At 61.4% G+C, this 22,980-nt stretch carries 24 protein-coding genes; 11 read left to right on the forward strand and 13 right to left on the reverse strand.

Annotated elements, in window-relative coordinates; all coding sequences use genetic code 11:
- The first annotated feature begins 366 nt into the window (after positions 1 to 366).
- Positions 367 to 1,722 (forward strand): hypothetical protein, encoded by a 1,356-nt coding sequence (locus QCE79_RS23010; protein ID WP_309848141.1) that lies wholly within the window; start codon positions 367 to 369, stop codon positions 1,720 to 1,722.
- A 20-nt stretch (positions 1,723 to 1,742) separates the two neighbouring features.
- Here QCE79_RS23010 and QCE79_RS23015 read toward each other — a convergent pair whose 3' ends face one another.
- From QCE79_RS23015 to QCE79_RS23035, 5 genes are all read right to left on the reverse strand, one after another.
- On the reverse strand, positions 1,743 to 2,075 hold the full coding sequence (locus QCE79_RS23015) for a DUF2322 family protein (RefSeq protein ID WP_309848142.1): 333 nt from the start codon (positions 2,073 to 2,075) through the stop codon (positions 1,743 to 1,745).
- Between the two features lie 45 nt (positions 2,076 to 2,120).
- Complete coding sequence (locus QCE79_RS23020; protein WP_309848143.1) at positions 2,121 to 2,615, reverse strand: MOSC domain-containing protein; 495 nt, start codon at positions 2,613 to 2,615, stop codon at positions 2,121 to 2,123.
- Positions 2,616 to 2,663: 48 nt separating this feature from the next.
- Complete coding sequence (locus QCE79_RS23025; protein WP_309848144.1) at positions 2,664 to 3,962, reverse strand: MFS transporter; 1,299 nt, start codon at positions 3,960 to 3,962, stop codon at positions 2,664 to 2,666.
- A gap of 71 nt (positions 3,963 to 4,033) precedes the next feature.
- On the reverse strand, positions 4,034 to 4,834 hold the full coding sequence (locus QCE79_RS23030) for an enoyl-CoA hydratase/isomerase family protein (protein ID WP_309848145.1): 801 nt from the start codon (positions 4,832 to 4,834) through the stop codon (positions 4,034 to 4,036).
- On the reverse strand, positions 4,831 to 6,351 hold the full coding sequence (locus QCE79_RS23035; protein WP_309848146.1) for a CoA-transferase: 1,521 nt from the start codon (positions 6,349 to 6,351) through the stop codon (positions 4,831 to 4,833). Before QCE79_RS23035 ends, QCE79_RS23030 begins: the two co-directional genes overlap by 4 nt.
- Positions 6,352 to 6,547: 196 nt before the next feature.
- Here QCE79_RS23035 and QCE79_RS23040 point away from each other — a divergent pair, with 196 nt between their 5' ends.
- The 6 genes from QCE79_RS23040 (at position 6,548) to QCE79_RS23065 (ending at position 11,313) form a co-directional block, all read left to right on the forward strand.
- Positions 6,548 to 7,213 carry a TetR/AcrR family transcriptional regulator gene (locus tag QCE79_RS23040; protein WP_244830074.1) on the forward strand — a complete coding sequence of 222 codons (666 nt, stop codon included), beginning with the start codon at positions 6,548 to 6,550 and terminating at the stop codon, positions 7,211 to 7,213.
- Between the two features lie 127 nt (positions 7,214 to 7,340).
- Complete coding sequence (locus QCE79_RS23045; RefSeq protein ID WP_309848147.1) at positions 7,341 to 8,120, forward strand: 3-ketoacyl-ACP reductase; 780 nt, start codon at positions 7,341 to 7,343, stop codon at positions 8,118 to 8,120.
- Positions 8,121 to 8,128: 8 nt separating this feature from the next.
- On the forward strand, positions 8,129 to 9,292 hold the full coding sequence (locus QCE79_RS23050; RefSeq protein ID WP_309848148.1) for a dihydrodipicolinate synthase family protein: 1,164 nt from the start codon (positions 8,129 to 8,131) through the stop codon (positions 9,290 to 9,292).
- A gap of 4 nt (positions 9,293 to 9,296) precedes the next feature.
- Positions 9,297 to 10,148 carry a sugar phosphate isomerase/epimerase family protein gene (locus QCE79_RS23055; protein WP_309848149.1) on the forward strand — a complete coding sequence of 284 codons (852 nt, stop codon included), beginning with the start codon at positions 9,297 to 9,299 and terminating at the stop codon, positions 10,146 to 10,148.
- Between the two features lie 92 nt (positions 10,149 to 10,240).
- On the forward strand, positions 10,241 to 10,699 hold the full coding sequence (locus QCE79_RS23060) for a GNAT family N-acetyltransferase (RefSeq protein ID WP_250494166.1): 459 nt from the start codon (positions 10,241 to 10,243) through the stop codon (positions 10,697 to 10,699).
- Positions 10,696 to 11,313, forward strand: a complete 618-nt coding sequence (locus QCE79_RS23065) for an NAD(P)H-dependent oxidoreductase (RefSeq protein ID WP_309848150.1) — start codon at positions 10,696 to 10,698, stop codon at positions 11,311 to 11,313. Before QCE79_RS23060 ends, QCE79_RS23065 begins: the two co-directional genes overlap by 4 nt.
- Positions 11,314 to 11,331: 18 nt before the next feature.
- Here the strand turns inward: QCE79_RS23065 and QCE79_RS23070 are convergent, their stop codons facing one another.
- Positions 11,332 to 12,768 carry a PLP-dependent aminotransferase family protein gene (locus QCE79_RS23070; RefSeq protein ID WP_309848151.1) on the reverse strand — a complete coding sequence of 479 codons (1,437 nt, stop codon included), beginning with the start codon at positions 12,766 to 12,768 and terminating at the stop codon, positions 11,332 to 11,334.
- Positions 12,769 to 12,885: 117 nt separating this feature from the next.
- Here QCE79_RS23070 and QCE79_RS23075 point away from each other — a divergent pair, with 117 nt between their 5' ends.
- A complete protein-coding gene (locus tag QCE79_RS23075; RefSeq protein ID WP_309848152.1) occupies positions 12,886 to 13,632 on the forward strand; it encodes an NAD(P)H-binding protein in 747 nt (248 codons plus the stop codon).
- 1 nt (position 13,633) lies between these two features.
- Here the strand turns inward: QCE79_RS23075 and QCE79_RS23080 are convergent, their stop codons facing one another.
- Positions 13,634 to 14,752, reverse strand: coding sequence for a porin (locus QCE79_RS23080; protein WP_255784700.1), 1,119 nt, complete (start codon positions 14,750 to 14,752; stop codon positions 13,634 to 13,636).
- 151 nt (positions 14,753 to 14,903) lie between these two features.
- Here QCE79_RS23080 and QCE79_RS23085 point away from each other — a divergent pair, with 151 nt between their 5' ends.
- Positions 14,904 to 15,539: a TetR/AcrR family transcriptional regulator gene (locus tag QCE79_RS23085; protein ID WP_244830063.1), complete on the forward strand. Its 636-nt coding sequence runs from the start codon at positions 14,904 to 14,906 to the stop codon at positions 15,537 to 15,539.
- A gap of 267 nt (positions 15,540 to 15,806) precedes the next feature.
- The gene (locus QCE79_RS23090; RefSeq protein ID WP_309848153.1) at positions 15,807 to 17,828 is read left to right on the forward strand and encodes a glycosyl hydrolase family 28 protein; all 2,022 of its coding nucleotides are present in this window, start codon (positions 15,807 to 15,809) and stop codon (positions 17,826 to 17,828) included.
- A gap of 76 nt (positions 17,829 to 17,904) precedes the next feature.
- Here QCE79_RS23090 and QCE79_RS23095 read toward each other — a convergent pair whose 3' ends face one another.
- The 5 genes from QCE79_RS23095 to QCE79_RS23115 all read right to left on the reverse strand — a co-directional run bounded on the left by QCE79_RS23095 (position 17,905) and on the right by QCE79_RS23115 (position 21,945).
- Positions 17,905 to 19,179 carry a hypothetical protein gene (locus QCE79_RS23095; protein ID WP_250468526.1) on the reverse strand — a complete coding sequence of 425 codons (1,275 nt, stop codon included), beginning with the start codon at positions 19,177 to 19,179 and terminating at the stop codon, positions 17,905 to 17,907.
- Between the two features lie 166 nt (positions 19,180 to 19,345).
- Positions 19,346 to 19,876, reverse strand: a complete 531-nt coding sequence (locus tag QCE79_RS23100) for a hypothetical protein (RefSeq protein WP_309848154.1) — start codon at positions 19,874 to 19,876, stop codon at positions 19,346 to 19,348.
- Between the two features lie 24 nt (positions 19,877 to 19,900).
- Positions 19,901 to 20,839 carry a CsgG/HfaB family protein gene (locus tag QCE79_RS23105; protein ID WP_244830057.1) on the reverse strand — a complete coding sequence of 313 codons (939 nt, stop codon included), beginning with the start codon at positions 20,837 to 20,839 and terminating at the stop codon, positions 19,901 to 19,903.
- 14 nt (positions 20,840 to 20,853) lie between these two features.
- A complete protein-coding gene (locus QCE79_RS23110) occupies positions 20,854 to 21,294 on the reverse strand; it encodes a curli assembly protein CsgF (protein WP_250510755.1) in 441 nt (146 codons plus the stop codon).
- A gap of 33 nt (positions 21,295 to 21,327) precedes the next feature.
- A complete protein-coding gene (locus QCE79_RS23115; protein ID WP_244830053.1) occupies positions 21,328 to 21,945 on the reverse strand; it encodes a curli production assembly/transport protein CsgE in 618 nt (205 codons plus the stop codon).
- Between the two features lie 352 nt (positions 21,946 to 22,297).
- On the opposite strand from QCE79_RS23115, the gene QCE79_RS23120 reads away from it, so the two are divergent.
- Entirely contained in the window at positions 22,298 to 22,498 is a 201-nt protein-coding gene (locus tag QCE79_RS23120) for a hypothetical protein (protein ID WP_244830052.1), read from the forward strand.
- Positions 22,499 to 22,537: 39 nt separating this feature from the next.
- Here QCE79_RS23120 and QCE79_RS23125 read toward each other — a convergent pair whose 3' ends face one another.
- Entirely contained in the window at positions 22,538 to 22,885 is a 348-nt protein-coding gene (locus QCE79_RS23125) for a ribbon-helix-helix domain-containing protein (RefSeq protein WP_250468531.1), read from the reverse strand.
- Positions 22,886 to 22,980 lie beyond the last annotated feature (95 nt).

Genomic DNA, 22,980 nt, shown 5'->3' on the forward strand with positions numbered 1-22,980 from the left:
TGAAAACTTCCAGATAAACGAATATCGCACTCGTTGAGCGTCGTAACGCAATGCGAACTTAAGCGACATCCCATCGTTTCATTCAATGATATTTAGGATATCTTCGTGAATAAAAAACAGCTTATTCAAGCAATATGTTCGCTGCTTGTCTTGATAGCAGCGTCGTTCACATTGCTGCCCGCGCGCGCCGCAGATCCGGTCCCCAATCCTTATCTTTCCGCACCCAAATACGCCGTCACGCATTTCGATTCGGCCCAGACCGACGCCTTCCCCTATCCGGCGCCGACGGGTACACGCAACGTTTCCGCCTTGCTCCCGGTACCACTATTACAAGTACCGCAAGTCCCGGCAGGACCCATCAACATCATGACGCTGGCCTCGACCTCGCCGAATTACATGTGGGGTGTATCGACGACGGGCGTGAGCTATATTTCGACTGCCGGCGGCAGCTTCAAAGCCGTGGCGCGGGCTTTTTTGCCAGGACTTACCCAGACCTTGTCGAGTACGCTGAACGGCTTGCTCACGGCCCCTGTCGCGACACTGCAGCAGGCGCAAAGCATCGTCAACCAGATCACGACGAGTCTTCCGCTCGCGGGCGGACTTTCCTCGGCCTATAACGTTGTCGATCTCGACAACGTTCTCTATGTGAATTACGGGAAGAAGGTCTATGCGTTCGCGCTGCTTTCGCCAACGCTGCCGGCGCTCGGCATCCAGATCATCCGCACGCTGGATGCAACGACCTTTCTGCAGAGCGACGAACAGATTGCCGGCATTGTCATGACTTACGACGGCAATTTGGTCGTGCTCGGCACGCATTCGGCAACCATAGTCTCGCGTTCTTTCACCGGACCCACGCATACCGTGCAATTCAATAGCGACGAGAGCATCAGCAATTCCGCTGCGGTCGATGAAAACAACGGCATTTACATCGTCACCGACAAGCTCATGCGCAAAGTCGTGTGGACCGGGACGACGCTTTCGCAAAGCTCCGCGGATGGCGCATGGTCGTCGCCTTATCCCACGGGCGATACGTATCCGACGCTCTTTGGCTCTGGCTCGGGCAGCACGCCCACGCTCATGGGTTTCAACACCGATACCGACAAGCTGGTCGTTATCACTGACGGATTGAAGCGTATGAGCCTGATGGCGTTCTGGCGGGACGCCATTCCGCCCGGCTTCACGGATCGAATCGCCGGCACGATACAAGTCAATTGCGGCCTGCCCGCCGCCTATGAGATTCAAACCGACCAATCGGTCGCCGTGGATGGCTACGGCGCTTTCGTCGTGAACAACGTCTCGTCGGCTGATGGTTCAACGGGCTCGGGCAATATCGCCGTGGATGGTTTTCTGGCACGCGGCCCACTGGTGCCATCGCCCGTCGGCGTCGAGCGCTTTGCCTGGAACCCGCAGACACATGCGTGGTCTTCGACCTGGGCTCGCGCCGATGTTTCGTCCAACACCATGGTGCCGGGTATTAGCTCAACCTCGCACATCGTCTTCGTGAACGGCTACTATCAAAGCACCGGCTGGGAAGTGACCGGACTGGACTGGTCGACGGGCGTAACCGTCCATAGAACGATTTTCGGCCCGGGCATATTGGGTAATGGACTTTATGCGCTGATCGAATTCCTGCCGAACGGCGACCTGATTTTCAATAGCGTCATTGGGCCCACGCGAGTCACGATGCCAAGCGGCGTCATTCTTCCGCCACCGCTTCTTTGAGAGTTTCCAGGCCCGTTCGCTTACGCGGCGGCGATCACTTCAATACGCAACGGTTCGCCGCCATTTGCAATCTCGACCAGTCGATCCACATTCGGATGCGCGCCCGGACGGCTGCGCGCATCGGTCGTATGTTCGGCGAAAAGAGCGAGGCCATACTCGGCGGCCTCGACATCGAGCGTGCCGAAGGCCTGCTTGAGATAGTGATACACCGCGAGCGAGCCCTGCTTGCCCGGCTTGTTTTCGATGCTCGACACCACCGCGCCTCGGCTATCGATCAGATCGATACGCCCGATACCATCGATGCCCGGCAATTGCGCCAGGTTGTCCTTGAATAAGCTCTTCGGCTCGATCACGCTTGACGCTCCTGTTCGATAATGGACGTTCGGAAGCGCGCTATCTTAAGTCAAAGGCACGATCACATCGCCAAGCGCGATCGCTCCGCCTTCGATCACGCGTGCCGTGATTCCGCCGAAGCCGCGCACGGCGTTATAGCCGCCGACGCCGAAAGTCTCTTCCATCCGCGAACAGGGATGACATTCGCCGCTCGCTTCGAGCACCGCATCGCCGATACGAAACCGACGGTCCTTCAGCGCATGCAGATTGATGCCCGACGTGACGATATTGCGTCGCAGATCGAATGGCGAGACTTCGTCGCGGCCAAGATGACTCGCTATGGCACGCATGCTTTCGAGCTGTATCAGCGTCACTTGCCGGTTGCCCTGCTTGCGGCTGTAGTGGTCGCCGTCAAGGCCGCCGCCTGTCAGCGCCGTCGTGCTCTCGACCTGTTGCATGGGCGCGCGCCGCGCCGTGCGCAAGCCTATCCATACTATTCCGCCGGGCAGCACGGGCGCGAACATGAGACGGGCGAGCGGCGAAGCAGGATTGAGCGGCATGAGGACGATGGAAGCGCACGGCGATGCGTAGGATTCTATCGTTTGCCTTCAACTCGCGTCGGCCTGCAGGCCGTCGACATCGGTCACCGTCCTGGACGCGCGAATCACGCGCATCAAGAGCCACGCAATGAGATAAGCGCTGCCGCAGATCACGAAGATGACGTTGTAACCGGCGCCGATGTTGCCGAGCAACTTGAAGTGGTCGAGCACCGCGCCCACGAAAAGCGGAAAGAGCGTCGCGCCCAAGGCACCCGCCAATCCGCCAATGCCGACCACGGAGCCGACCAGTTGCTTCGGGAACATGTCGGACGCGGTAGTGAAAAGATTCGCCGACCAGCCCTGGTGCGCCGCCGCCGCGAGACTGAGCAAACCGACCATCGCCCACATGTTGTCGATCCACGGCGCAAATGCAATTGGCGTGACGAGCAGCGCGAGGCCGAACATGGTCGTGCCACGCGCCTTCGAAACGCTCCAGCCGCGCGCAATCAGTTTCGACGATACCCACCCGCCACCCACGCTGCCGATGGACGTCGCGACATACACGATCACGAGCGGCAGCCCGAGGTTCTTCAAGTCGAGATTGAAGCGCGAATTGAAGTACGAAGGCAGCCAGAACAGCATGAACCACCAGATGGGATCCGTCAGCAATTTACCGACGAAGAACGCCCATGTCGGCCGCAACTTCAAGAGCGCGAACCAGCTGATGCGCGGTTGCGGCGCGGCGTGGGTGGAAGCGCCATCGTCGATCAGGCGAAGTTCTTCCCGCGACACCTTCTTGTGTTTCAAAGGCGCCTGATACATGAAGTACCAGAAGCCGAGCCACACGAAACCGGTCAGGCCGGTGACGAAGAAAGCCGCTTCCCATCCGTACACGGCCGCGAGCCAAGGCACGGTCGCCGGCGCCACCACCGCGCCGATGCTCGTGCCCGAAGTCAGAATGCCGACCGCGAACGCCTGTTCCTTGCGCGGGAACCATTCGGATACGCTCTTTACCGCGCATGGAAAGCTGCCCGATTCCGATAAGCCGAGCAAGGCTCGCATCACGCCGAAGCCGAAGGTGCTGCGCACGAGCGCGTGTCCGCACGCCGCGATGCTCCACAACAACACGCACACGCCATAGCCGATTTTCACGCCGACGCGATCGACGAGCTTTCCCGACAGCAGCATGCCCACTGCATAGCAAGCGGTGAAAATGACGACGATGTAGCTATATTGCGTCTCCGTCCAACTGAACTGCACCGCGAGCGCGGGTTTGAGCAGACCGAGCACTTGCCGGTCCAAATAGTTGATGGTGGTCGCAAAAAACAGCAGCGCGCAGATGCGCCAGCGGTAACTGGAACGGTCCATGTCTTGTCTCTCTCCACTTCATACGGTTTACTAAGTAATTATCTGGCCCACGATGACTGCGCCGAGAGGCACTAAAATCTCGCGCTGCGTTTCTCGCGAAAAGCCGCCACTCCTTCGAGCGCATCCGGCGATGCCTTGCATACCGAAGCCGCCAGTTCGTGCGCGATTTCTGCCTGGCCCGTTTCGACTAGTCGAAGCAGCCGCTTTCCAACCGACAGCGAGGTCCGCGACCGGCCGACGAGCAACGCGCTCACGGCATCGACACGTACGCGCAAGGTATCCGCGGGCAAGGCTTCGTTGACGATTCCCCATGCCACCGCGCGCGCGGCATCGATAGGTTCGCCAAGCAGAATCAGTTCACGCGCGCGTACCGTGCCCACGAGTTCCGCGAGACGCGCGCAGCCCATCCAGCCGGGAATCGCGCCGACGGAAGCCTCGGGAAAACCGAGCTTCGCATCGACGCTCGCATAGCGCAGATCGCATGCAAGCGCGAGTTCCAGTCCGCCGCCAAGCGCACTGGCCGAGAGCACCGCGATGGTCGGAATATCCAGTTCCGCGATGCCACGAAACACGCGATTTCCCTCGCGTATGAAGCGCGTGCCCATCTTCTGGGGATCGATGTCGCCCCACTCGTTGATATCCGCGCCGCTCGAAAAGAAGCGCGGACTCGCGGTTTCGAAGCGCAAGACGCGCACGTCATCGTTGCGTTCGACTTCTTTCACGGCGCGCGCGATATCGTCGAGCATGTGAAGCGTCAGCGCGTTATGACGCGCCACGCGTTCGAGCGTGATGACCGCGATGCCGCCCTCGACGGCAAAGCGAATGCCGGACTCCGATTGCATGCCTGTCTCCTCGTTCAGATTGGTTTTCATGCAGCCGACTCCGCTTCGAGCAAATGCTCGTCGACGAGCGGCTCGAACGCCATGCGCGCGAGCACGTCGCGGCGCACGTCAATACCCTTCGCCACTTCGATGAGCCGCACACCGAGCGCATCGAGCCGAAACACGGCGCGCTCGGTCACGTAGAGGACTTCCTTGCCTTCGAGACGCGCCTGCACGCCGCTGAACGTGACATGGCGCACGCGCTTCACGGCCTTGGGCACCGAACCGGGCGTGACTATTTCGAGGCTGTCGGCGTGCTGCTTCACTTCGAGACCTTTCGCCTCGAATGCGCCGCAGAAGACGATCTTCTTCGCGCCCTGTGCAATGTCCATGAATCCGCCCGGGCCGACCACCGTGCTGCCGAGCTTCGACACGTTGACGTTGCCTTCTTCGTCGAACTCGCCCATGCCGAGGAAGGTCACGTCGATACCGCCGCCGCTGTAAAAGTCGAACTGATCGACGCTCGGGAGAATGGCATCGGCATTTCGCGCCGTGCCGAACATGGCGCCGTCGAGCATTACGCCGCGATGCACGCCCTGCTCCACCGATCCCCAGTAGTCGTTGACGCGCCCCTGTCTTGCGAGCACGGCGGGAATCGCGCCCGGAAAGCCGAAGCCGAAGTTCACCGACTGGTCCACGCCAAGTTCCCGCGCCGCGCGCTCGGCGACGATCAGGCGCATGCCTTCGGGATAAGCCGCCTCATCGTTCGAAGAGTGCGCTTCCAAGAGCGCTTCGCCGCTCAACGCCGCGTCGTAGTCGCTGATCGCACATTGACGTTGCGCGGGCGTCTCGACGATCCGGTCGACCATCACGCCGGGAACGCGCACGAGCCGCGCGGGCACGTAGTCTTGCGAACGCGTCTTCACCTGCGCGACGACCGTGCCGCCGCTGTTGTGCGCGGCGAGCGCGACCGCGTAGATATCGAGGTCGGCGGGTTCGTGGCGCGTGGTGAGGTTGCCGCTGTCATCGGCGGAAGACGCCATGACGATGGCCCAGTCGATGCGAAACGGCTTGTAGCGCAAATACTCTTCGCCGCCCAGCGTCACGAGTTCGACGAGATCCTCATGCGTTTGATCGTTGAGCTTGCCGCCGCCGAAGCGCGGATCGACGAACGTGCGCAAGCCGACGCGCGTCAGCACGCCAGGACGCTTCGCCCCGATCTCGCGAAACAGCGTGGCAATCACGCCGCCCGGAAAGCTGTACGCCTCGATACGGCCGCTCTCGGCGAGTTGCTGCATGGCCGGCGACCAGACCCAATGTCCGCCGATCACGCGCCTGACCATGCCTTCGTGCGCAAAACGGCCCAGACCGCTGCCGCGCCCGTCGCCGACGCCGAGCGCGTGAACCACCGTCAAGTCACATGGATGCCCCGTCGTCAGAAAACGCGTTTCGATGGCGGCGAGCACGGCGTCCGGTTCCAGCAAGCCGCCGCCGGAACCGGTGATTGCAATCGTCGCGCCGTCGGGGATCGCGTTCGCGACGGCCTCGGCGTGAATCCATTTATCCAATTTGAATTACCTCGCTCTGATTCACTAAAAACGAACTGGTTCGTTACTTAAAGAAGATGTTGGCACACGCTCGGATCGGCTTCAAGCGCTCGATGAACAAAGTGGGGTTTACGATGATCACGTCGACAGTGCGCGCATTGCCAGTGCCGGCGGCGTCGGCTAACGTTCAGGCTTCGAACACGAATGAGACGGGGCAATGCCGATAACGACCGCCGAAGCGCCGGACGCGCCGAAGAAAACCAAACGCACGCGCGATCCAATCCAGACGCAGACGAAGATCCTGGCCGCGGCCAAGGCGGAATTCGCGAAAGTCGGGCTGGGTGGCGCGCGCATCGATTCGATCGCCGAAAAGGCGGGCGTCAACAAGCGCATGATTTACGAATACTTCAAGGGCAAGGACGAACTCTTTCAGGCGGTGCTGGAAGACGCGTGGTCCGATATTCGCGACGCGGAGCGCAAGCTGGAACTCGGCCACTTGCCGCCCGCCGAGGCCATCCGCGCGCTCATGACGTTCACCTGGGAGTATTACCTCAAGCATCCCGAGTTCATGGCGCTCGTGAACAGCGAGAATCTGCATCGCGCGCGGCATGTGAAGAAGTCGCTGCGTTTTCGCGAACTGCACGGCGGTTTCATCGACATGCTGCAGTCGATTCTCGACCGTGGCGTCGCGGCCGGCGACTTCCGCAGCGGCATCGACGCGCGCCAGTTGCATCTGACGCTCGCGGCCATCGGCTACTACTACCTCACCAACCGCTTCACCGGCGAAGTCATCTTCGGCTTCGATTTCGTCTCGAAAGAGGCGCTGCGCGAACGGCTCGAATTCAATATCGATACCGTGCTCAGCCTGCTGCGTCCGCGCTGACCGCATTTCGGCGGCCTTTCTCTGCCGCCGCTCTCCTGCTAGGTAAAAACCCTCTTCGGCTCGATATCGCTTGATTTTATAAATAACGAACCGTATCGTTACTTATAAATCATGGAGGGAAAGGGCAATGAACGAACGTCCCGTTGCGCTCGTCACCGGCGCGCGTCGCGGCATTGGCTGCGCGATCGCGCTGGAACTCGCAAGCGTCGGTTTCGATATCGCCATCACGGATATCGCCGCATCCGCCGAACTCGACGATGCCCGCGACGCCGTCACCACACGCGGCGCACGATGCGCGGTGCAACTCTCCGATCTCGCCGACATCGCGCAACACGAAAGCCTTTTCGGCGCAATCGAAGAACGTCTGGGACCGGTGACGTGTCTCGTCAACAATGCGGGCGTCTCGGTGATGTCGCGCGGCGATTTGCTCGATGTATCGCCGGAGAGTTATGACCGGTGCCTCCAGGTGAACACGCGCGGCACGTTTTTTCTGATGCAGGCGTTCGGGCGGCGCATCGCGCGCAATACCGCTGCGCCTGGGGCGAACTATCCACCTTCGATCATCACCATTACTTCGTCGAATGCCGTCGCGGCCTCCGTGCAGCGCGGCGAGTATTGCGTGTCCAAGGCCGGTCTCTCCATGGCAACGACGCTCTTCTCGCTACGGCTCGCGGACTTCGGCGTGGGCGTCTACGAAGTGCAGCCGGGTTTCATCGAAACCGAGATGACGGCGCCCTCGAAAGCGCGCTACGACGTGCAAATGGAACACGGTCTCACCGCGATCAAGCGCTGGGGCACGCCGCAAGAAGTGGCTACCGCCGTGCGAACGCTCGCCACGGGCGGCTTGCCCTACAGCATCGGCCAGTCGATTCGCATCGACGGCGGTCTTCTCGTTCACAAATACTGAGCATACGCATGCAGATCACGCTTCCAACCGAACGCGGCACACTAGAAACCTATCGTCTGATTGGCACGCCGCTCGTGCCGCGCCAACCCGATGCGCCGTTCAATCGCGTCGCATACTCGGCGGCACATGTCGTCGCCGATCCACGCAAGAGCGGCGAGCTTCACGAACCCGTTGCGATCGACTGGGCACGCACGCTCGAGTATCGGCGCTATCTGATCGGGCAAGGGCTCGGTATCGCCGAAGCGATGGACACCGCGCAGCGCGGCATGGGCCTGCCGTGGAAGAGCGCGCTCGAGCTGATCACGCGCACGATAGCGGATACGCGTGACATGCCCGGCGCTTCGATCGCTTCGGGCTGCGGCACCGACCACGTCGCGCCGCATACAGTCGGCTCTTGCGACGACGTGATCCGCGCCTACGCCGAACAACTCGAAGCCATCCAGCACGCAGGCGGCCGCGTCATCCTGATGGCAAGCCGCGCGCTCGCACGGGTGGCGCGAAATGGCGACGATTACCGGCGCGTCTATCGTGAAGTCCTGTCGATGTGCAATGAGCCCGTCATCCTGCACTGGCTCGGCGACATGTTCGACCCGGAACTCGCGGGTTATTGGGGCGCGCCAGACTACGAGAGCGCGGCGCGGACGTGTCGTGACATCATCGGCGAGAACGCGGCGAAGATCGACGGCATCAAGATTTCCCTGCTCGACGACGCGAAGGAGATCGCGTTCCGGCGCCGCCTTCCGCATGGCGTGAAGATGTACACCGGCGACGACTTCAACTATCCCGGCCTGATAGAAGGCGACGAGGTCGGGCATTCGCATGCGCTGCTCGGCATTTTCGATGCCATTGCGCCCGCCGCTTCGCAGGCGCTCGCCGCGCTCGCCGTCAACGATCACGCGCGTTATCACGCGTTGCTCGCGCCGACCGTGCCGCTATCGCGCCATGTTTTTCGTGCGCCGACGCAGTATTACAAGACGGGCGTCGTGTTTCTCGCGTATCTGAACGGCTTTCAGGATCACTTCTTCATGCTCGGCGGGCATCACGGCATGCGGCCGCCCGTGTATCTCGCCGATGTATTGCGTCTTGCCGATCGCGCTGGCCTACTGCGCGATCCCGAGCAAGCGATTGTGCGAGCGCGCGCGGTTTTATCGGCCCTCGGTTGCGGCGCCTGACATCATGCGCAGCCTGCAAGGAAGACTCGATCTATGCTCGATCAACACGGCGACGCTTGGCCATCGCGAGCCGCTCGACGTGACCATCGACCGTATCACGCGTGCGGGATTCGGCGGCATTGCGCCGTGGCGGCATGAGGTGGAACAAGCAGATGTCAAGCAGATTGCACGGCAGATTCGCACGCACGGACTCACGGTGACGGGCTATTGCCGCTCGACTTACATTCCGGCGACGACGCGTGCCGGGTTCGACGCGAACATTGCAGCAAACCGCGCGGCTCTGCGCGATGCAGCGATTCTTGACGCACGCGCCTTTGTCATGGTCGTGGGCGCGCTGCCCCATGACAGTCGCGACCTGCGCGGCGCGCGCGAGCAGATAGCGGAAGGCATCGGCTTATTGCATGAAACCGCACGTGACTGCGGCGTGCCGCTTGCGCTCGAACCGCTGCATCCCATGTACGCGGCAGAACGTTCGGCCATCAACACGATCGCGCAAGCGCTGGCGATATGCACGGACATCGATCCTCATGCGGATGGCTTTCTCGGCATCGCTGTCGATGCCTACCATTGCTGGTGGGACCCGGCGCTCGTCGAATCGATAGGCGCGGCGGGACGCGACAAGAGGATTCGTGCGTTTCACGTATGCGACTGGTTGCGTGACACGCGCGACATGTTGCTCGATCGCGGCATGATGGGCGACGGCGTGATCGAACTCGCGGCGCTGCGGGCCGCAGTCGAACGCGCGGGCTATGACGGTTTGATCGAAGTGGAGATTTTTTCGAAGGACAACTGGTGGCGCCGCGATCCCGCCGATGTGCTCGACGTTTGCGCGCAGCGTCTGCCGAGTGTGTGCTGAAATCTTGGCCTAGTTTGTTTGCGCTTTCTTGGCTCTCGTCGCTGGGTCATCGAGAATGTATCGTACGGTTCATGCCTCAAGGAGAAACACGCATGAACCCAAGGATCGTCATACGCCATCTCGATACGCCCGCCGACTGGACGCGCGCTTTCTCGGTGATGAAGCAACTGCGTCCGCATCTGACGGATGCCACGGCTTTCTGCACGCAACTGCGAGCACAGCATGAACAAGGCTACCGTTTGATCGCCGCGTCCGACGCGGACACGGTCCTCGGACTCGCGGGTTATCGCACGCAGATGAATCTGATCTATGGACGCTTCGTCTACGTGGACGATCTCGTCGTCACGAACGAGTTGCAACGTAGCGGCATCGGCGCAAGCCTGCTCGATGCCGTGCGCAACATCGCGCGCGAATCCGATTGCGCCCACTTCGTGCTCGACACAGGCCTGCATATGGCGCTTGCGCAGCGCTTCTACTACCGCAATGGCTTGCTCGCGCGAGGCATGCATTTCGTCGAGACGCTGAACGACACGACGGAGCAGACGCGATGAGACTTCTTCTGCTCAACGCCAGCCCGCATGGCGAGAACAGCCACGGCCATCGACTCGCCATGGAGATGATCGAGCGTCTGCGCAGCACCAATATCGTCGAAGTGATCGAACGCGATCTGACGGCGCATCCTCTTGCGCCCATCACACGCGATTATGCCGGCAACGTTACCTCGCGCACGCCCGATGCCAGCGCGTTCGATCTCTCCGAAACGCTGGTCGGCGAGATAGAAGCGACCGATGCGCTCATCATCAACACGCCGATGCATAACTTCACCGTTCCCGCCGCGTTGAAACTATGGATCGACTATGTGTTGCGCATTCATCGCACGTTCGCGGCCACGCTCGAAGGCAAGATCGGCTTGATGCGCGACCGGCCCACGTTCGTGATCGTCGGGTCCGGCGGTTTTCATACAGGGGAACGCGCGCGTCAGCCGGACTTTCTGACGCCGTATCTGCGATATGCGCTGGGTTCCATCGGCATTCACAGCGTGCAGTTTTTGTTGCTGCAGGGGCTCGTCATGGAAGACGCCGCAGTCGAGGACGCGTTGCGTGTTGCACGCGCCAGGCTCGCGCATCATGCGCTCTTCGCTTCGAGCGATTCCGTCGCGCTCTAATCGCGCTCTAATCGCGCCTTAACCATCGAACGCGCGCCTCAGCATGCGCGCAAGACGCGACGCTTCCGCTGCGGTGCCGACATTGGCAAAGCCGAGCACGAGGCCACTCAACGTGCGCTTCGTGCGTTTGCCCAGATACCACGCCGATAAACCGATCACCGCGAACCCTGCCTCGCGGGCGCGCGCGGCGACAGCGAGATCATCCACGGGACCGTCGCGGCCCGCATTGAAGATGGCCACCAGATGCATGCCGCCAGCGGGCAACTCCACGCTCAGCCTCGCACCGAACGCCTGCACGAGCGCATCGGCAAGCAAGGTGCGACGCTCGTCGTACAACGCACGCATGCGCTTGAGATGCCGCGCGAAATGCCCTTGCGCGATAAAGTCCGCCACGGCCGCCTGCAATAGATACGGCGAGCCTGCGTTGGTGCTCCTCGTCAATTGCCCGAAGCGCGCGACGGCCCGCTCGGGCACCACCACATACGAAAGCCGCAAGCCGGGAAACAGCACCTTGCTGAAGGTGCCGCAATAAATCACGCGATCATCCCGGTCGAGGCTCTTCAACGCCGGCAACGGACGCCCGACGTAGCGAAACTCGCTGTCGTAATCATCTTCCACGATCCAGCTTCCCGCGCGATTCGCCCAGTCGAGCAGCTTCATGCGCCGCGCGAGCGAAAGCGTGACGCCAAGCGGACTCTGATGCGACGGCGTGACGAACGCAAAGCGCGCATTCGGCGCGAGCGCCACGCCGCGTTCGACATCGAGACCTTCGTCATCGACCCGTACCGGCACGAGCCGCAGTCCCGCTTCGATAAGAAAGTTACGCGCGAGCAGATAGCCCGGTTCCTCGAACCACGCGCTGTCGCCCGGTCGAGCGAGGCCGCGCAAGATGAGTTCGAGCGTCGCGCGATAGCCGTTGGTCACGAACACCTGTTCCGGCGAGCATTCCACACCGCGCGACAAGCCGACATACGTTGCAATGTGCTCGCGCAACGGTCCATAGCCCGCTGGTTCCGGATAGGTGAGCGCGGCGACATCGCCGCTTCTCGCGCGATACGCCACGAGCCTGCTCCAGACCTTGCGCGGAAAGGCATCGAGCGCGGGCAGGCCGGGGCGTAGCGGCTTCGCGTCGTTGCCGATGTCATCCGCACGCGGAGGCTGCGCGGGCGCAAGCGCGCGGTCACGGCTCTTGCGCGATCGCGCGGCGGTCGCCGACGGAGGCAACGACGACGATACGAACGTACCCGCCGCGCCGCGCATGTGCAGATAGCCTTCGTTGACGAGGATGCTGTAGGCCAACTCCACCGTGCCGCGCGCGGTGTTGAGCTGCGTCGCCAGGCCTCGCAAGGCGGGCACGCGGTCGCCGGGCCGCAAATGCCCCGCCGCGATAGCCGACTTGAATCGCTCGCAAATCTGCAGATAGATCGGCAATTCCTCGCGCCGATCGATTTCCATGTTCCACGCCATGACGCATCCTATGGCCTAGTCAATCTTGTGAATCTTGTCCCTTCTGGGTGAGCCATCATTCTTGCACAATGGCTTCAACCATTCATCCACTTGAAGAGGCTGGACATGAAGATTGTCGTTATTGGCGGAACGGGGCTCATCGGTGCGAAGGCAGTCGCCATTCTGCGCGCACAGGGTCACGATGTACTGGCCGCATCGTCGCGCAGCGGTGTGAATGCCGTCACGGGCGAAGGCTTGAAGGAAGCGTTGACGGGCGCGCACACGGTTATCGACGTAACGAACGCGCCTTCATGGGCGCCCGATGACGTGATGGCGTTCTTCCGCACGTCGACCATGAACCTGATCGAAGCCGGACACGCCGCTGGCGTGAAACATCATGTGGCGTTGTCGATTGTCGGCACGGATCGCATGCCGGACAACGGCTATTTTCGCGCAAAGGACGAGCAGGAAAAGCTGGTTCGCGAATCGGGTTTGCCTTACACCATCGTGCGCGCGACGCAGTTCTTCGAGTTTCTGCAAGGCATCGCCGATGTCTGTACGAGCGATGACCAAACGCGTCTCTCGCCGCATCGATTTCAGCCGATTGCAGCGGACGACGTGGCCGCCATCGTCGCGGATATCGCGCTGACCGCGCCGCTGAATGGCGTGCTCGATATAGCTGGACCGGAGCGCGCGCCCATGAACGAATTGATATCGCGCTATCTGCAGGCGGTGAGTGACACGCGCGATGTCGTCGTCGATACAAACGCCACGTACTTCGGCGGCACGCTCGAAGAAAATTCGCTCGTGCCGCTCGCCGATGCGCGTCTGGGTCGCACGCGTCTTGCAGACTGGTTGCGCCGCGAAGCCTGAATCAGAAGATGTGCATCAAGCCGACATACGCACCCGTTTGCGATTCTCCCGCGAGCGGGCTCGTGCTGGGCGTCGTGTCGCGCGGCGTGGCGAACACCGAAAACGTGCCGTTCGCGCTGTTGCGCACGTAGGCTACCGTGCCATAGACGAACGTGCGCTTGGTGAAGTTGTAGGTCGTGCCGAGCGCATAGAGCGTCGCGTGACTGGCTGGATCGTGCGCCGTATCGCCCGTGCCGTCGCCCACGTGAATGTAAAAGCCCGCGGCCGTCACGGCCCATTGCGGCGTCCACTGGTAAGTCGCACCGAGCCAGTAGTGATCGGCGCTATCCGCCACGCCTGCGGGCGAATCCGGCGCGGCGTAGTGCGTGTACGCGGCCTGCAGCTTGAACTTGTCGACCTTCACGTTTGCACCGACAAAGTATTCGCGCGACGCCTGGAAGATGTTGTCGAGCCGGCCATCCACGCTGCGCAGTTCATCGTAGATGCCGCGCACGTCGAGCATCGACGAATGATAGGTAAGCATGATGCCGTCCGAGCGGCCGAACTCGCCCGTCGCGCCCTTGTTGAACGCGCCCGGCTGATTGCCGAACGCATACTGCCCCTGCACGTCGAGGCCATGAAACACCGGGCTGTGATATTCGACGTTATTGCTGCTTTGCTGCCAGTTGCGTCCTCTCACGAGCGATGCCGACGACACCGCCTGCTGCACGAAGGGATCGAATTCCCAGACGCCGTCGCTATCGATGAAAAGATTACGGCCGGCCTGCAATTGCCCCCACTCTTTCGAAGTCAGTCCCACATAAGCGCGCCGCGACCACATGCGTCCGCCGCCCGTTGTGCCGTTCATGATCTGCAAGGCGGTTTCGAGCGTGAAGATGGCCGACGTGCCGCCGCCCAGATTTTCGATACCTTTCAGCCCGAACATGCTCGTGCCCCAGTCGCCGCCTTCGGCGCTCCAGCGCGAGGACGTGCCGCCTTGACCGTTCGCCACGTGGTTCAGATATTCGATGCCGCCATCGAGACGGCCATACATGGTGACCGTGGATTGCGCATACGCGCCCGACGCAAAACCTGTCGATAAGAACAGGATACTTGCCGCTTTGATCAAACGATGTCTCATGATGTGTTGCACTCCTTTGACTGGCGCAATCTTATTGACGGAAGTATCTCCGGCAGCAACATAGCACCAACTCGCGAAGTCTTCACGAATGACGGCGATGGAACATGTTAAGCATACAATCGCGTCTCTCACCGACTCGAAGCCTCGCCGCATGATCAAGCCTAAACAACGCGACGCCGAACGCACGAAAGCGGCCTTGCTCGAAGCCGCCGCCGAAGCGTTCGCTCAAAACGGTTTCGCCTCCACGCGCGTGGAAGACGTCGCGCAAAGCGTCGGACTCACCAAGCGGCTCGTCTTTTATTACTTCGATTCAAAAGAGAAACTGTATATCGCGACGCTCGAAGCGGCGTATCAGCGCATCCGTCGCGAGGAAGAAGCGCTCGGCGACGCCAACATGCCGCCACGCGAAGCGCTCGCGCAAATCTGCGCCTTCACGTTCGATTATTACGTGAGCCATCCGAGCTTCGTGCGGCTCGTGGCAAGCGAGAACATAGAAGGCGGCGCATTCCTCGCGAAATCGGGCGTGGTGCGCGAAAGCAATCAGGGCATCATTCGCCTGCTCGACGCCATCCTCGAACGCGGCCGCGAGCAAGGCGTATTTCGCCGCGATGTCAGCGCGAAGGACGTGCACATGACCATCAGCAGCCTGGCTTTTTTCTGCATCGCGAATCAGCACACCTTCGGCACGCTGTTCGATATCGACATGAAAGCCGAAGCCTTTCTCGTGGCGAAGCGCGCGCAGATCGTGGATATCGTCGACCGGTTTTTAATGCCTTCTAGCAGTTGACGGGTCTTCTCCGTACCCGCCAGCCAGGACGCGCTTACGTTGAAACCGATTCAACCGGCAATTTCGAAGACAAATTCGCCGGCGATTCTTATGTTTTTCTTATAAATGGCTTAAGGGACAAACCCAAGTATCTCTCTTGATTCGGATCGCTAAGATTCTCCTCGAAGTTGTACGACCACATGAGAGGATTGCGACGCCTTATCGGATGACATCAGGCAGCGTTCTCCCTCGGATGACGTATTCAAACAACGAGGCTTTGACCCAAGCATGAGAAATTGCATCCACAGCAGTTCAAAGAGAGAAACCAAGAGCAGTCCGTCGCGGATCGCGGCCGCGTGGCTTTTATCGGTTACGACGGTGTTCGCGCTCGGCGCTTGCGGCGGCTCTTCGTCCACGCCGATAAACGCGGCGGTCGAGAATAACGGCGAAGCACCGGCGGCTTCGGCGGCTTCGGCGGCTTCAGCGGCTTCGTCCGCTGCGCCTGCATCGGCAGCTATTCCTGCATCGACCGCTACACCGGCGCCAACTGCCTCCGACGCCACGCCTGCGCAAACCGCGTCCGATGCCGCGCCCGCCAGTGACCCAGCCGTCGTCACGCCGCCCGCAGGCTTCAAGGTCGGCACGACGCTCTACGACGCCGCATTGCCGCCCGAACCGTCGTTGCCCACCGCCGCGCAAGTCTGCAAGGAACTGCCCGCCACGCTCTCCGCGCTGCCAAACGGCCTCCTGCCCGATAGCGCCGACGCCACCGACACTGCGCCCGACACCGCGCGCATTCAGGCCGCGCTCAACGACTGCGCGAACAAGTCGAGCACGAGTCTCGCGACCAACAAGGCCGTGCATCTGATGGCCGGATCGGGCGGCGCGAACGCGTTTCTCGCAGGCGCGCTGACCATGCCGACCGGCATCACCTTGTGGATCGATCAGGGCGTCACGCTCTTCGCGTCGCGCGACCCGCGTCAGTACGACAAGACCAAGGGGACGGCGAGTTGCGGCGTCATCACCGCGAGCGACAACGGCTGTCTCGCGCTCATCAACGCGAGCAAGGTCGCCAATGTCGCGGTGATGGGCGACGGTGTCATCGACGGGCGCGGCGGCAGTCCCCTCGTGAGCAGCGTGCCGAACGACCCGAATCTGCTCAAACGCCCCGACGGCACCGCCATGAGCTGGTGGGACATCGGCTGGAAGGCCAACAAGGTGCTGAATCAGGCGCAGAACAATCCGCGCCTCGTCCAGATCAGCAACGGGCGCAATTTCACGTTGTACCGCGTGACGTTGCAGAATGCGCCGAAGTTCCATGTGGTGCCGAGCGGCATCGACGGCTTCACGGCATGGGCCGTCAAGATCTACACGCCGACGGCCGCCTATGAAGCCATGACGAACTATCTCGGCATGCCGTATAGCCCCGCCACGGCGAAGAACACCGACGGCATCGATCCCGGCAGTTCGGGCGTCATCACGAGCAATGCGGGCAATCCCGGCAGGCTCGCGGGGGACGCGAGCAACATCCTGATCGCCTATTCGTTCATCCGCACCGGCGATGACAACATGGCGATCAAAGGCGGCACGGGCACGGTCAACGGCCGGACCTATAACCTCACCGTTGCGCATAGTCACTTCTACGAAGGCCACGGCATGTCGATCGGCAGCGAAACCGCTGGCACCGACAACGGCGCGGCCAATCCGGATGTCGTCGCGGTGAACGGCGTCTTGCCGAGCGTGAGCAACGTCAATGTCTACGATCTCGCGATCGACGGCGCGGATAACGGCCTGCGCATCAAGTCGGACTGGAGCCGCAGCGGACTGATCTCGAACATCCGCTATTCGAACATTTGCATCCGCACGCCTTCGTCGTCGCCGGACGGCAACCCGCAGGCACTCATCTTCTCGCCGTATTACAGCGCGACGAAGAATGGCGGCCTTTATCCGAACATGCAGGGCATCGCGCTCGATGGCGTGCGTATCGTGAATGCATCGAGCTATACGTTTCAGGGCTTCAATTCGGCAAGTCCCATCATGCAAGGCTCAGGATGGTCCGGCGGCACGGCGGGTGTGCCGAATCCGCCGGTCGTGAATCCGCTCGTGATTTCGCTCAACAACGTTATCGCGGATATGGCGCCGGCTGGCTTCGCCGTGTCGGATGCGCTTATCGCCATTGGCGCGGATGGAACGAATCTGCCCTTTCAGACCACCGGCAGCGTGACGGTCACGCGTTCGACCAACACGGGCACGTCAGGCCCGGTCGATTGCAGCGCCGCCTTCGTGCCTTTCCCGGGGCAAGGCGCGTAACGCAATAAGACACGCAAATAAAAAACGGGCGGCTCCCGCATGAGCCGCCCGCAAGGTACTGCAAGAACCGCGATGCTTACTTCTGTGCGATGGTCGCCTTGTTGCCCGTGCCCGTTTGCGTCACGACAGCCGTGTTGCCGTAGCCAGCTTGCGTCACCGATGCGTTGTTGCCCAGGCCAATCTGCGTGATCACGCCGACGTTGTTGGCGCCCGTTTGCGACGAGGTCGCGACGTTGCCGAAGCCCGCTTGCGTCAGCAGCAAGTCTTCATACGAGCCCGACTGCGAAGCCTTCGCCGTGTTCAGATCGCCGATTTGCGACGACACGATGTTCGATTCACCCGCGCTGTCCTGCGTCAGATCGGCCTTGTTCGACGAGCCGAGTTGCAGCGAGCTTGCCGTGTTGCCGCCGCCGAAGCGCTGTGCAACCGAAGCCGTGTTGTTGCTGCCGGTCTGGACGACGGTCGCGTGGTCGTTCGAAGCGTACAGTTGATCGACGTAAGCGGTGTTGAACGCGGCGCCCGACTGAACGATGTTGGTCGTCTCGTTTTGCGCGTTGATCTGATGCACGCTTGCAAGGTTCGGCAAGTTGGCGCCGCTCTGGTCGATGGTCGTGTGGTTGTTGCCACCGTTGGTCGACGAGACGTTGGCGATTTCCGCGCCGTTCTGCGTGATCTTGACCGTGTCGGCGTATTCGTTGTTTTGCTGAACCGACGTGTCGGTCACGCCGCCCGTTTGCGTCACGGTCGTGTCGTTGTAGCCGCCGCCCGTGGTTTGCACCACGGCCTTGCCGTGGTCACGGTCTTGCGAAATCTTCACCGTGTTGCCGATCGTGGCCGACTGCGTCACGGTGGCTTCGCCGCCGTCGATCTTGCCGTACTGCGTCGAACCTTGATTGATGGTGACGGTGTTCGAGCCGCCGCCCGTTTGCGAGATCGTCGACTTGCTGTTGGCGCCGTATTGGTTGACGGTGTCCTTGTCTTGCGACGCGTTGGTTTGCGTCACGTTGGCCGTCGAGTTCGTGCCGTTCTGCGAGATGCGGGTGGTTTCGCTGTGTGCGCCGTCTTGCGTGACCGTCGCGCCGAGCTTCGAGTTCGCCGCGCCGCTCAGTTGCTTGATGTCGGTGTCGTTGTTCGAGCCGTTCGACGACGTGACAGTAGCTTGCGCGTTGTTCGCGCTTTGCAGAACATTGACCGTGTCGTTGCTCGATGCCGTCTGCGTCACGGTAGCCGTGTTGCCGGCGCCGATCTGCGTCACGAAGGCTTTTTCGCCTACCGACGAGTTGTCGGCGAAAGCTGCCGTCGATGCCAGTGCTGCCAGACCCATAGCGATGATAGATGCCTTGACTTTCATTTTTATGCCTCGTTGATTTGATATTTTGAGTACTTCGATTAGTCACCCTAACGGCTGACGGCCCCTACCGTCAGCCGGCACGACTCCACCTACTCTCCTGCATCACACCTTACTGCGTTACCGCGGTCTCCTCTCACCCTGGCACTCGACCATGGCGTTCAGGCACCTACTTCATGAGGACCGAAGCCCTCGCGCCGCCCGTCTGCGTCACAGACACGCCTGCGCCGTTGCGGCTTTGCAGGATGGAAACCTCGTTGCCGGCGCCGTACTGCGTCACCTGCGAAGACATCGAGGAACCGATCTGCGTGACCGCTGCTGCATTACCGCTGCCGCTCTGCACCGTGACCGAGCGGTTGTTCGTTCCGGCCTGATAACCGGCGTACTGGTTGCCGCTGCCCGACTGCGAAAGCGCCGTCCAATTGTCGGTGCCTGCCTGCGCCGTCGCGGCGGCGTTCGCCACGCCCGCCTGATTGGCGAGCAGCACGTTCTGTCCTGCCTGCAGGCCGACGATGCGATTGCCCGCGCCCGCCTGATTGACACGCGCCGTCTGCCCGCCGAAGCCCGGCTCCGAAGGACCGAAGTCCGAGATCGGCGAGAGGTCCGCCGCGAACACCGCGAGCGATGCACTCACGACCGCGCCGCACGCCGCAAGCAGCGCGATTTTCGGGGCGCGTGTCAAGGAACGCATTGACTTCATTTCAGTCTCCTCCATCAATGTGCCTTAGCTCTTGGCCGCCGATGCGCTCGGCGGATCGATCTTCTCGGGGCTATACGCGGGATTGATCTGCTCCATCGTCGCGGCATAGCCCTGGTTTTCCTGCAAGTAGCGCTGCATGGTCGGGTCATACCAGTCCTTCGTGTCCTTGAGCGACCACGACTGATTAGCCACGCCTTGCACGATCAGATGCACGAGCGCCGATTCGATCGCTTCGTTCACGCACAACTGTTGCGGCTCGTTGCGCGTCATGCCGAGTTCGGCCTGCAACAGATCCTTGAAGCCGATGAAGCGGTACACGCCCGTATCGACCTGAATCGAATAGATGGTCTTGGTGGTCGAGACGCTGTTGAGAATGGTGCCGTTGCGAATATCCACGGCACGCAGGTTCACCGTCACCTGATCCACGCGATACTGCTGCGACGCCGAAATCCCCAGATACGCGACGCCCGCGCCGCCCGTGCGAATGTTCGAGTCGTAGCCGACGATGCCGCCTTCCAGCACGATGCTCGCCGGCGCCAGCGACCCTATCTGCGGAATCGCGCGGTTCTTGTCGTCGGGCGTTTCGAGCGCCCGCATGATCTTGCGTTCGGTGAGCAGGTCCTGGAGATTCTCGCGTTCGACCGGCGTGAACCAGCCGGAATCGCGCATGGCTTTCACGAGGAACGACGCGCCGCCTTGTGTCACTTGCGAGGAAAACGAACTGTCCGGCGACGGCTTGTATTGGCCCGTCAGATCGCGAAAGCCATACACGGCCGCGACGATGCGTCCCTTCGGCGGTGGCAGATGCGTGAGATCGCGGGTCACGCGCGTCGGCGGCGTGAGGGTTGCGTTTCCCGCCGAGGGCATCGGCGCGGTGACGCAACCGGTGAGCAGCATCGAGCCGATGACGGCGGCGCCGAGCGCGGCGCGCATCGCGGAAAATTTGAAGTTGTTCTTATTCATGACGATGTTCGAGCTCACTGTCCGTTGCCAACGACGAAGGTCGTCGATGCGCCCGTGGTCTTGTCCGTGGTCGTCACTTGCAGATTGCCGCCCGTGACTTGCGTGATCGCAATCGAGAAATTGCCCGTGTTGATCGTGCCCGGATGCAAGGTGCCGTCGGTGCCGACGATCGAGCTCGAAATCGACGATGCGACGCGCGACAGGATCGCCTGCTGAAGTTGCGTGTTGAACTGGTCGAGCGTGGACTGGCTGCTCGTGCCGAGATCCGACAGCGACGGGTCCTTGTACTTGTTCTGGGCGTTCGCTTCGTTGAGCAGGTTCGTGCCGTTCAGCGGGTTGCCGCCGAAGTTCGGATTGACCGGTTCATAGACGAGCGAGGTGGCGTGTGCGGCGGCGAGCGTCATCGAGAGCGCGCAGGCGAGCATCGCGCGTTTTGCGGGCGCAGTGATCTTCATCGTGAATCCCCGTAATTGGCCGTGTTGCTTTTTTTAGAGTTCGTCCGTCGCCATGTCGGCGTCGCGGAACAAGAGGCGCGATATGTCGGCCTGCATGACGTTCTGAAACGCGATCTGCGCCGCGTTTTCCGCCACCGGCTTCACATTGGAGCGAGCGATCGGCAGGAACGCCTGGAACACGCGGCGTTGCCCGAACTCGACCCACACGAGGCTGCCGTAGCGCGCCGAGGGCCGCTCGTGCACCGAGACGATGTAGCGCTCGGAGAGGGGAATCGCGCCCCATGCCTGCGCGAACCAGTTGTAGAAGTCCTGGCCGGCAAGCGTCACGGTGTCGGTGGTGACGACGCCGCCGAGCGCATCGTCGAGCGGCTTCTGACCGTTGACGTCGGCGCCGCGGGCACGCGGGGTATCGGCGAGGGTATCGCCCTTGTCGAGCGATGACGAACCATTCACCGTGCCGCGCGAGCTGAGAGGCGCGCCATTGGCGGCGGGCAGCGCGGTGCCGCGGTTCAGCGGGCTGGGCGTCGGCGTGCTCGGCAGCGAAATGAGCGGCTGAGCTTGCGCCGAGGTCGTCACATGCGTGGCGATGGCCGGCGCTTCCGCGTCCTGCGCGTGAGCGCCCGTGATACTTCCCCAAAACGTGATGCACACTGCGGTCGTTCGCCGGAGGGTTTTAAAACCCTTCTCTAGCGAATTGTTTTTATCTCGCTGCATGACTTCCCCGTAAGCCTCTGGCCGCTATGGTGCTGCCTTGAAGCGTTTGTTTTTATTCGTAAGACGGAACCGATTCTGATCGAGACGCGACGGCTTTTATGTTGTCGTCGCCACATTCGACTGAGGAAAGTCGCAAGAAATGAAAACGTGTTGGAAAGGCCACTCAAAGCCAGTTGAAAATCACTGTAAAGAAACGTTTGCCGATGCCGTTAATCGGTGCAGAGCGTGCCGAATCAGGGTTTTCCACAGGCAGCGCCGCTGACAGAATTGATTGCGACAAGAGATAACGATGGTTTTCAGCTACAGAGATATGTTGGTCACGCCGGCGGCAGTCCGGCATGGAGATGCGTTTGCCGCGATGGCGCGCATTCAGGACGTGGACGGCCGCGAGCGCTCGGTGCAACTGCCAGGGGAATTCGATTGCGTGGAAGAAGCGATCAGGTTTGCAATCGCTTCGGGGTTCGAGTATATCGATGGGACTTGTAATTGAAGGGTTCAGCGCTGTCTGGACTGGCGGCGGCGCTAGCCGCTACCGCGCCTTCAACACCCTCAACCCCGAATCATTCAACGCATTGCCCACGCGCGCTTCGCTTTCAGCTGGCGCCTTCTTCGCTTCGCGAATCGACAGATACCGCAGGCAGCACACGCGCAAGAATGAGGCGAAGTTGGTTGGCATCTCGCCACGCAGTGCGATCAACTCGTCGTAGAGCTTCACCGCGAACTGACTCGTCGTCAGATTTTCGCGCTCCGCGATTTCCTGCAGCACATCCCAGAACAGATTCTCCAGCCTGACCGTGGTGATCACTCCGTGAATGCGCAGCGAGCGCGTGCGCGATTCATACAGAATCGGATCGGCGTTGATATAGACCCCGCACATGAGAAAGCCCTCCCGTGATTGCCGGTCAACCCTACTCCCGGGCGACTCGTCCAGCAATCGAGTCGGACCCGGAAGCACGGCAGGCGTTAGCGCAT

Origin of the sequence: Caballeronia sp. LZ003 (genome assembly GCF_031451465.1) — a bacterium.
GTDB lineage: Bacteria > Pseudomonadota > Gammaproteobacteria > Burkholderiales > Burkholderiaceae > Caballeronia.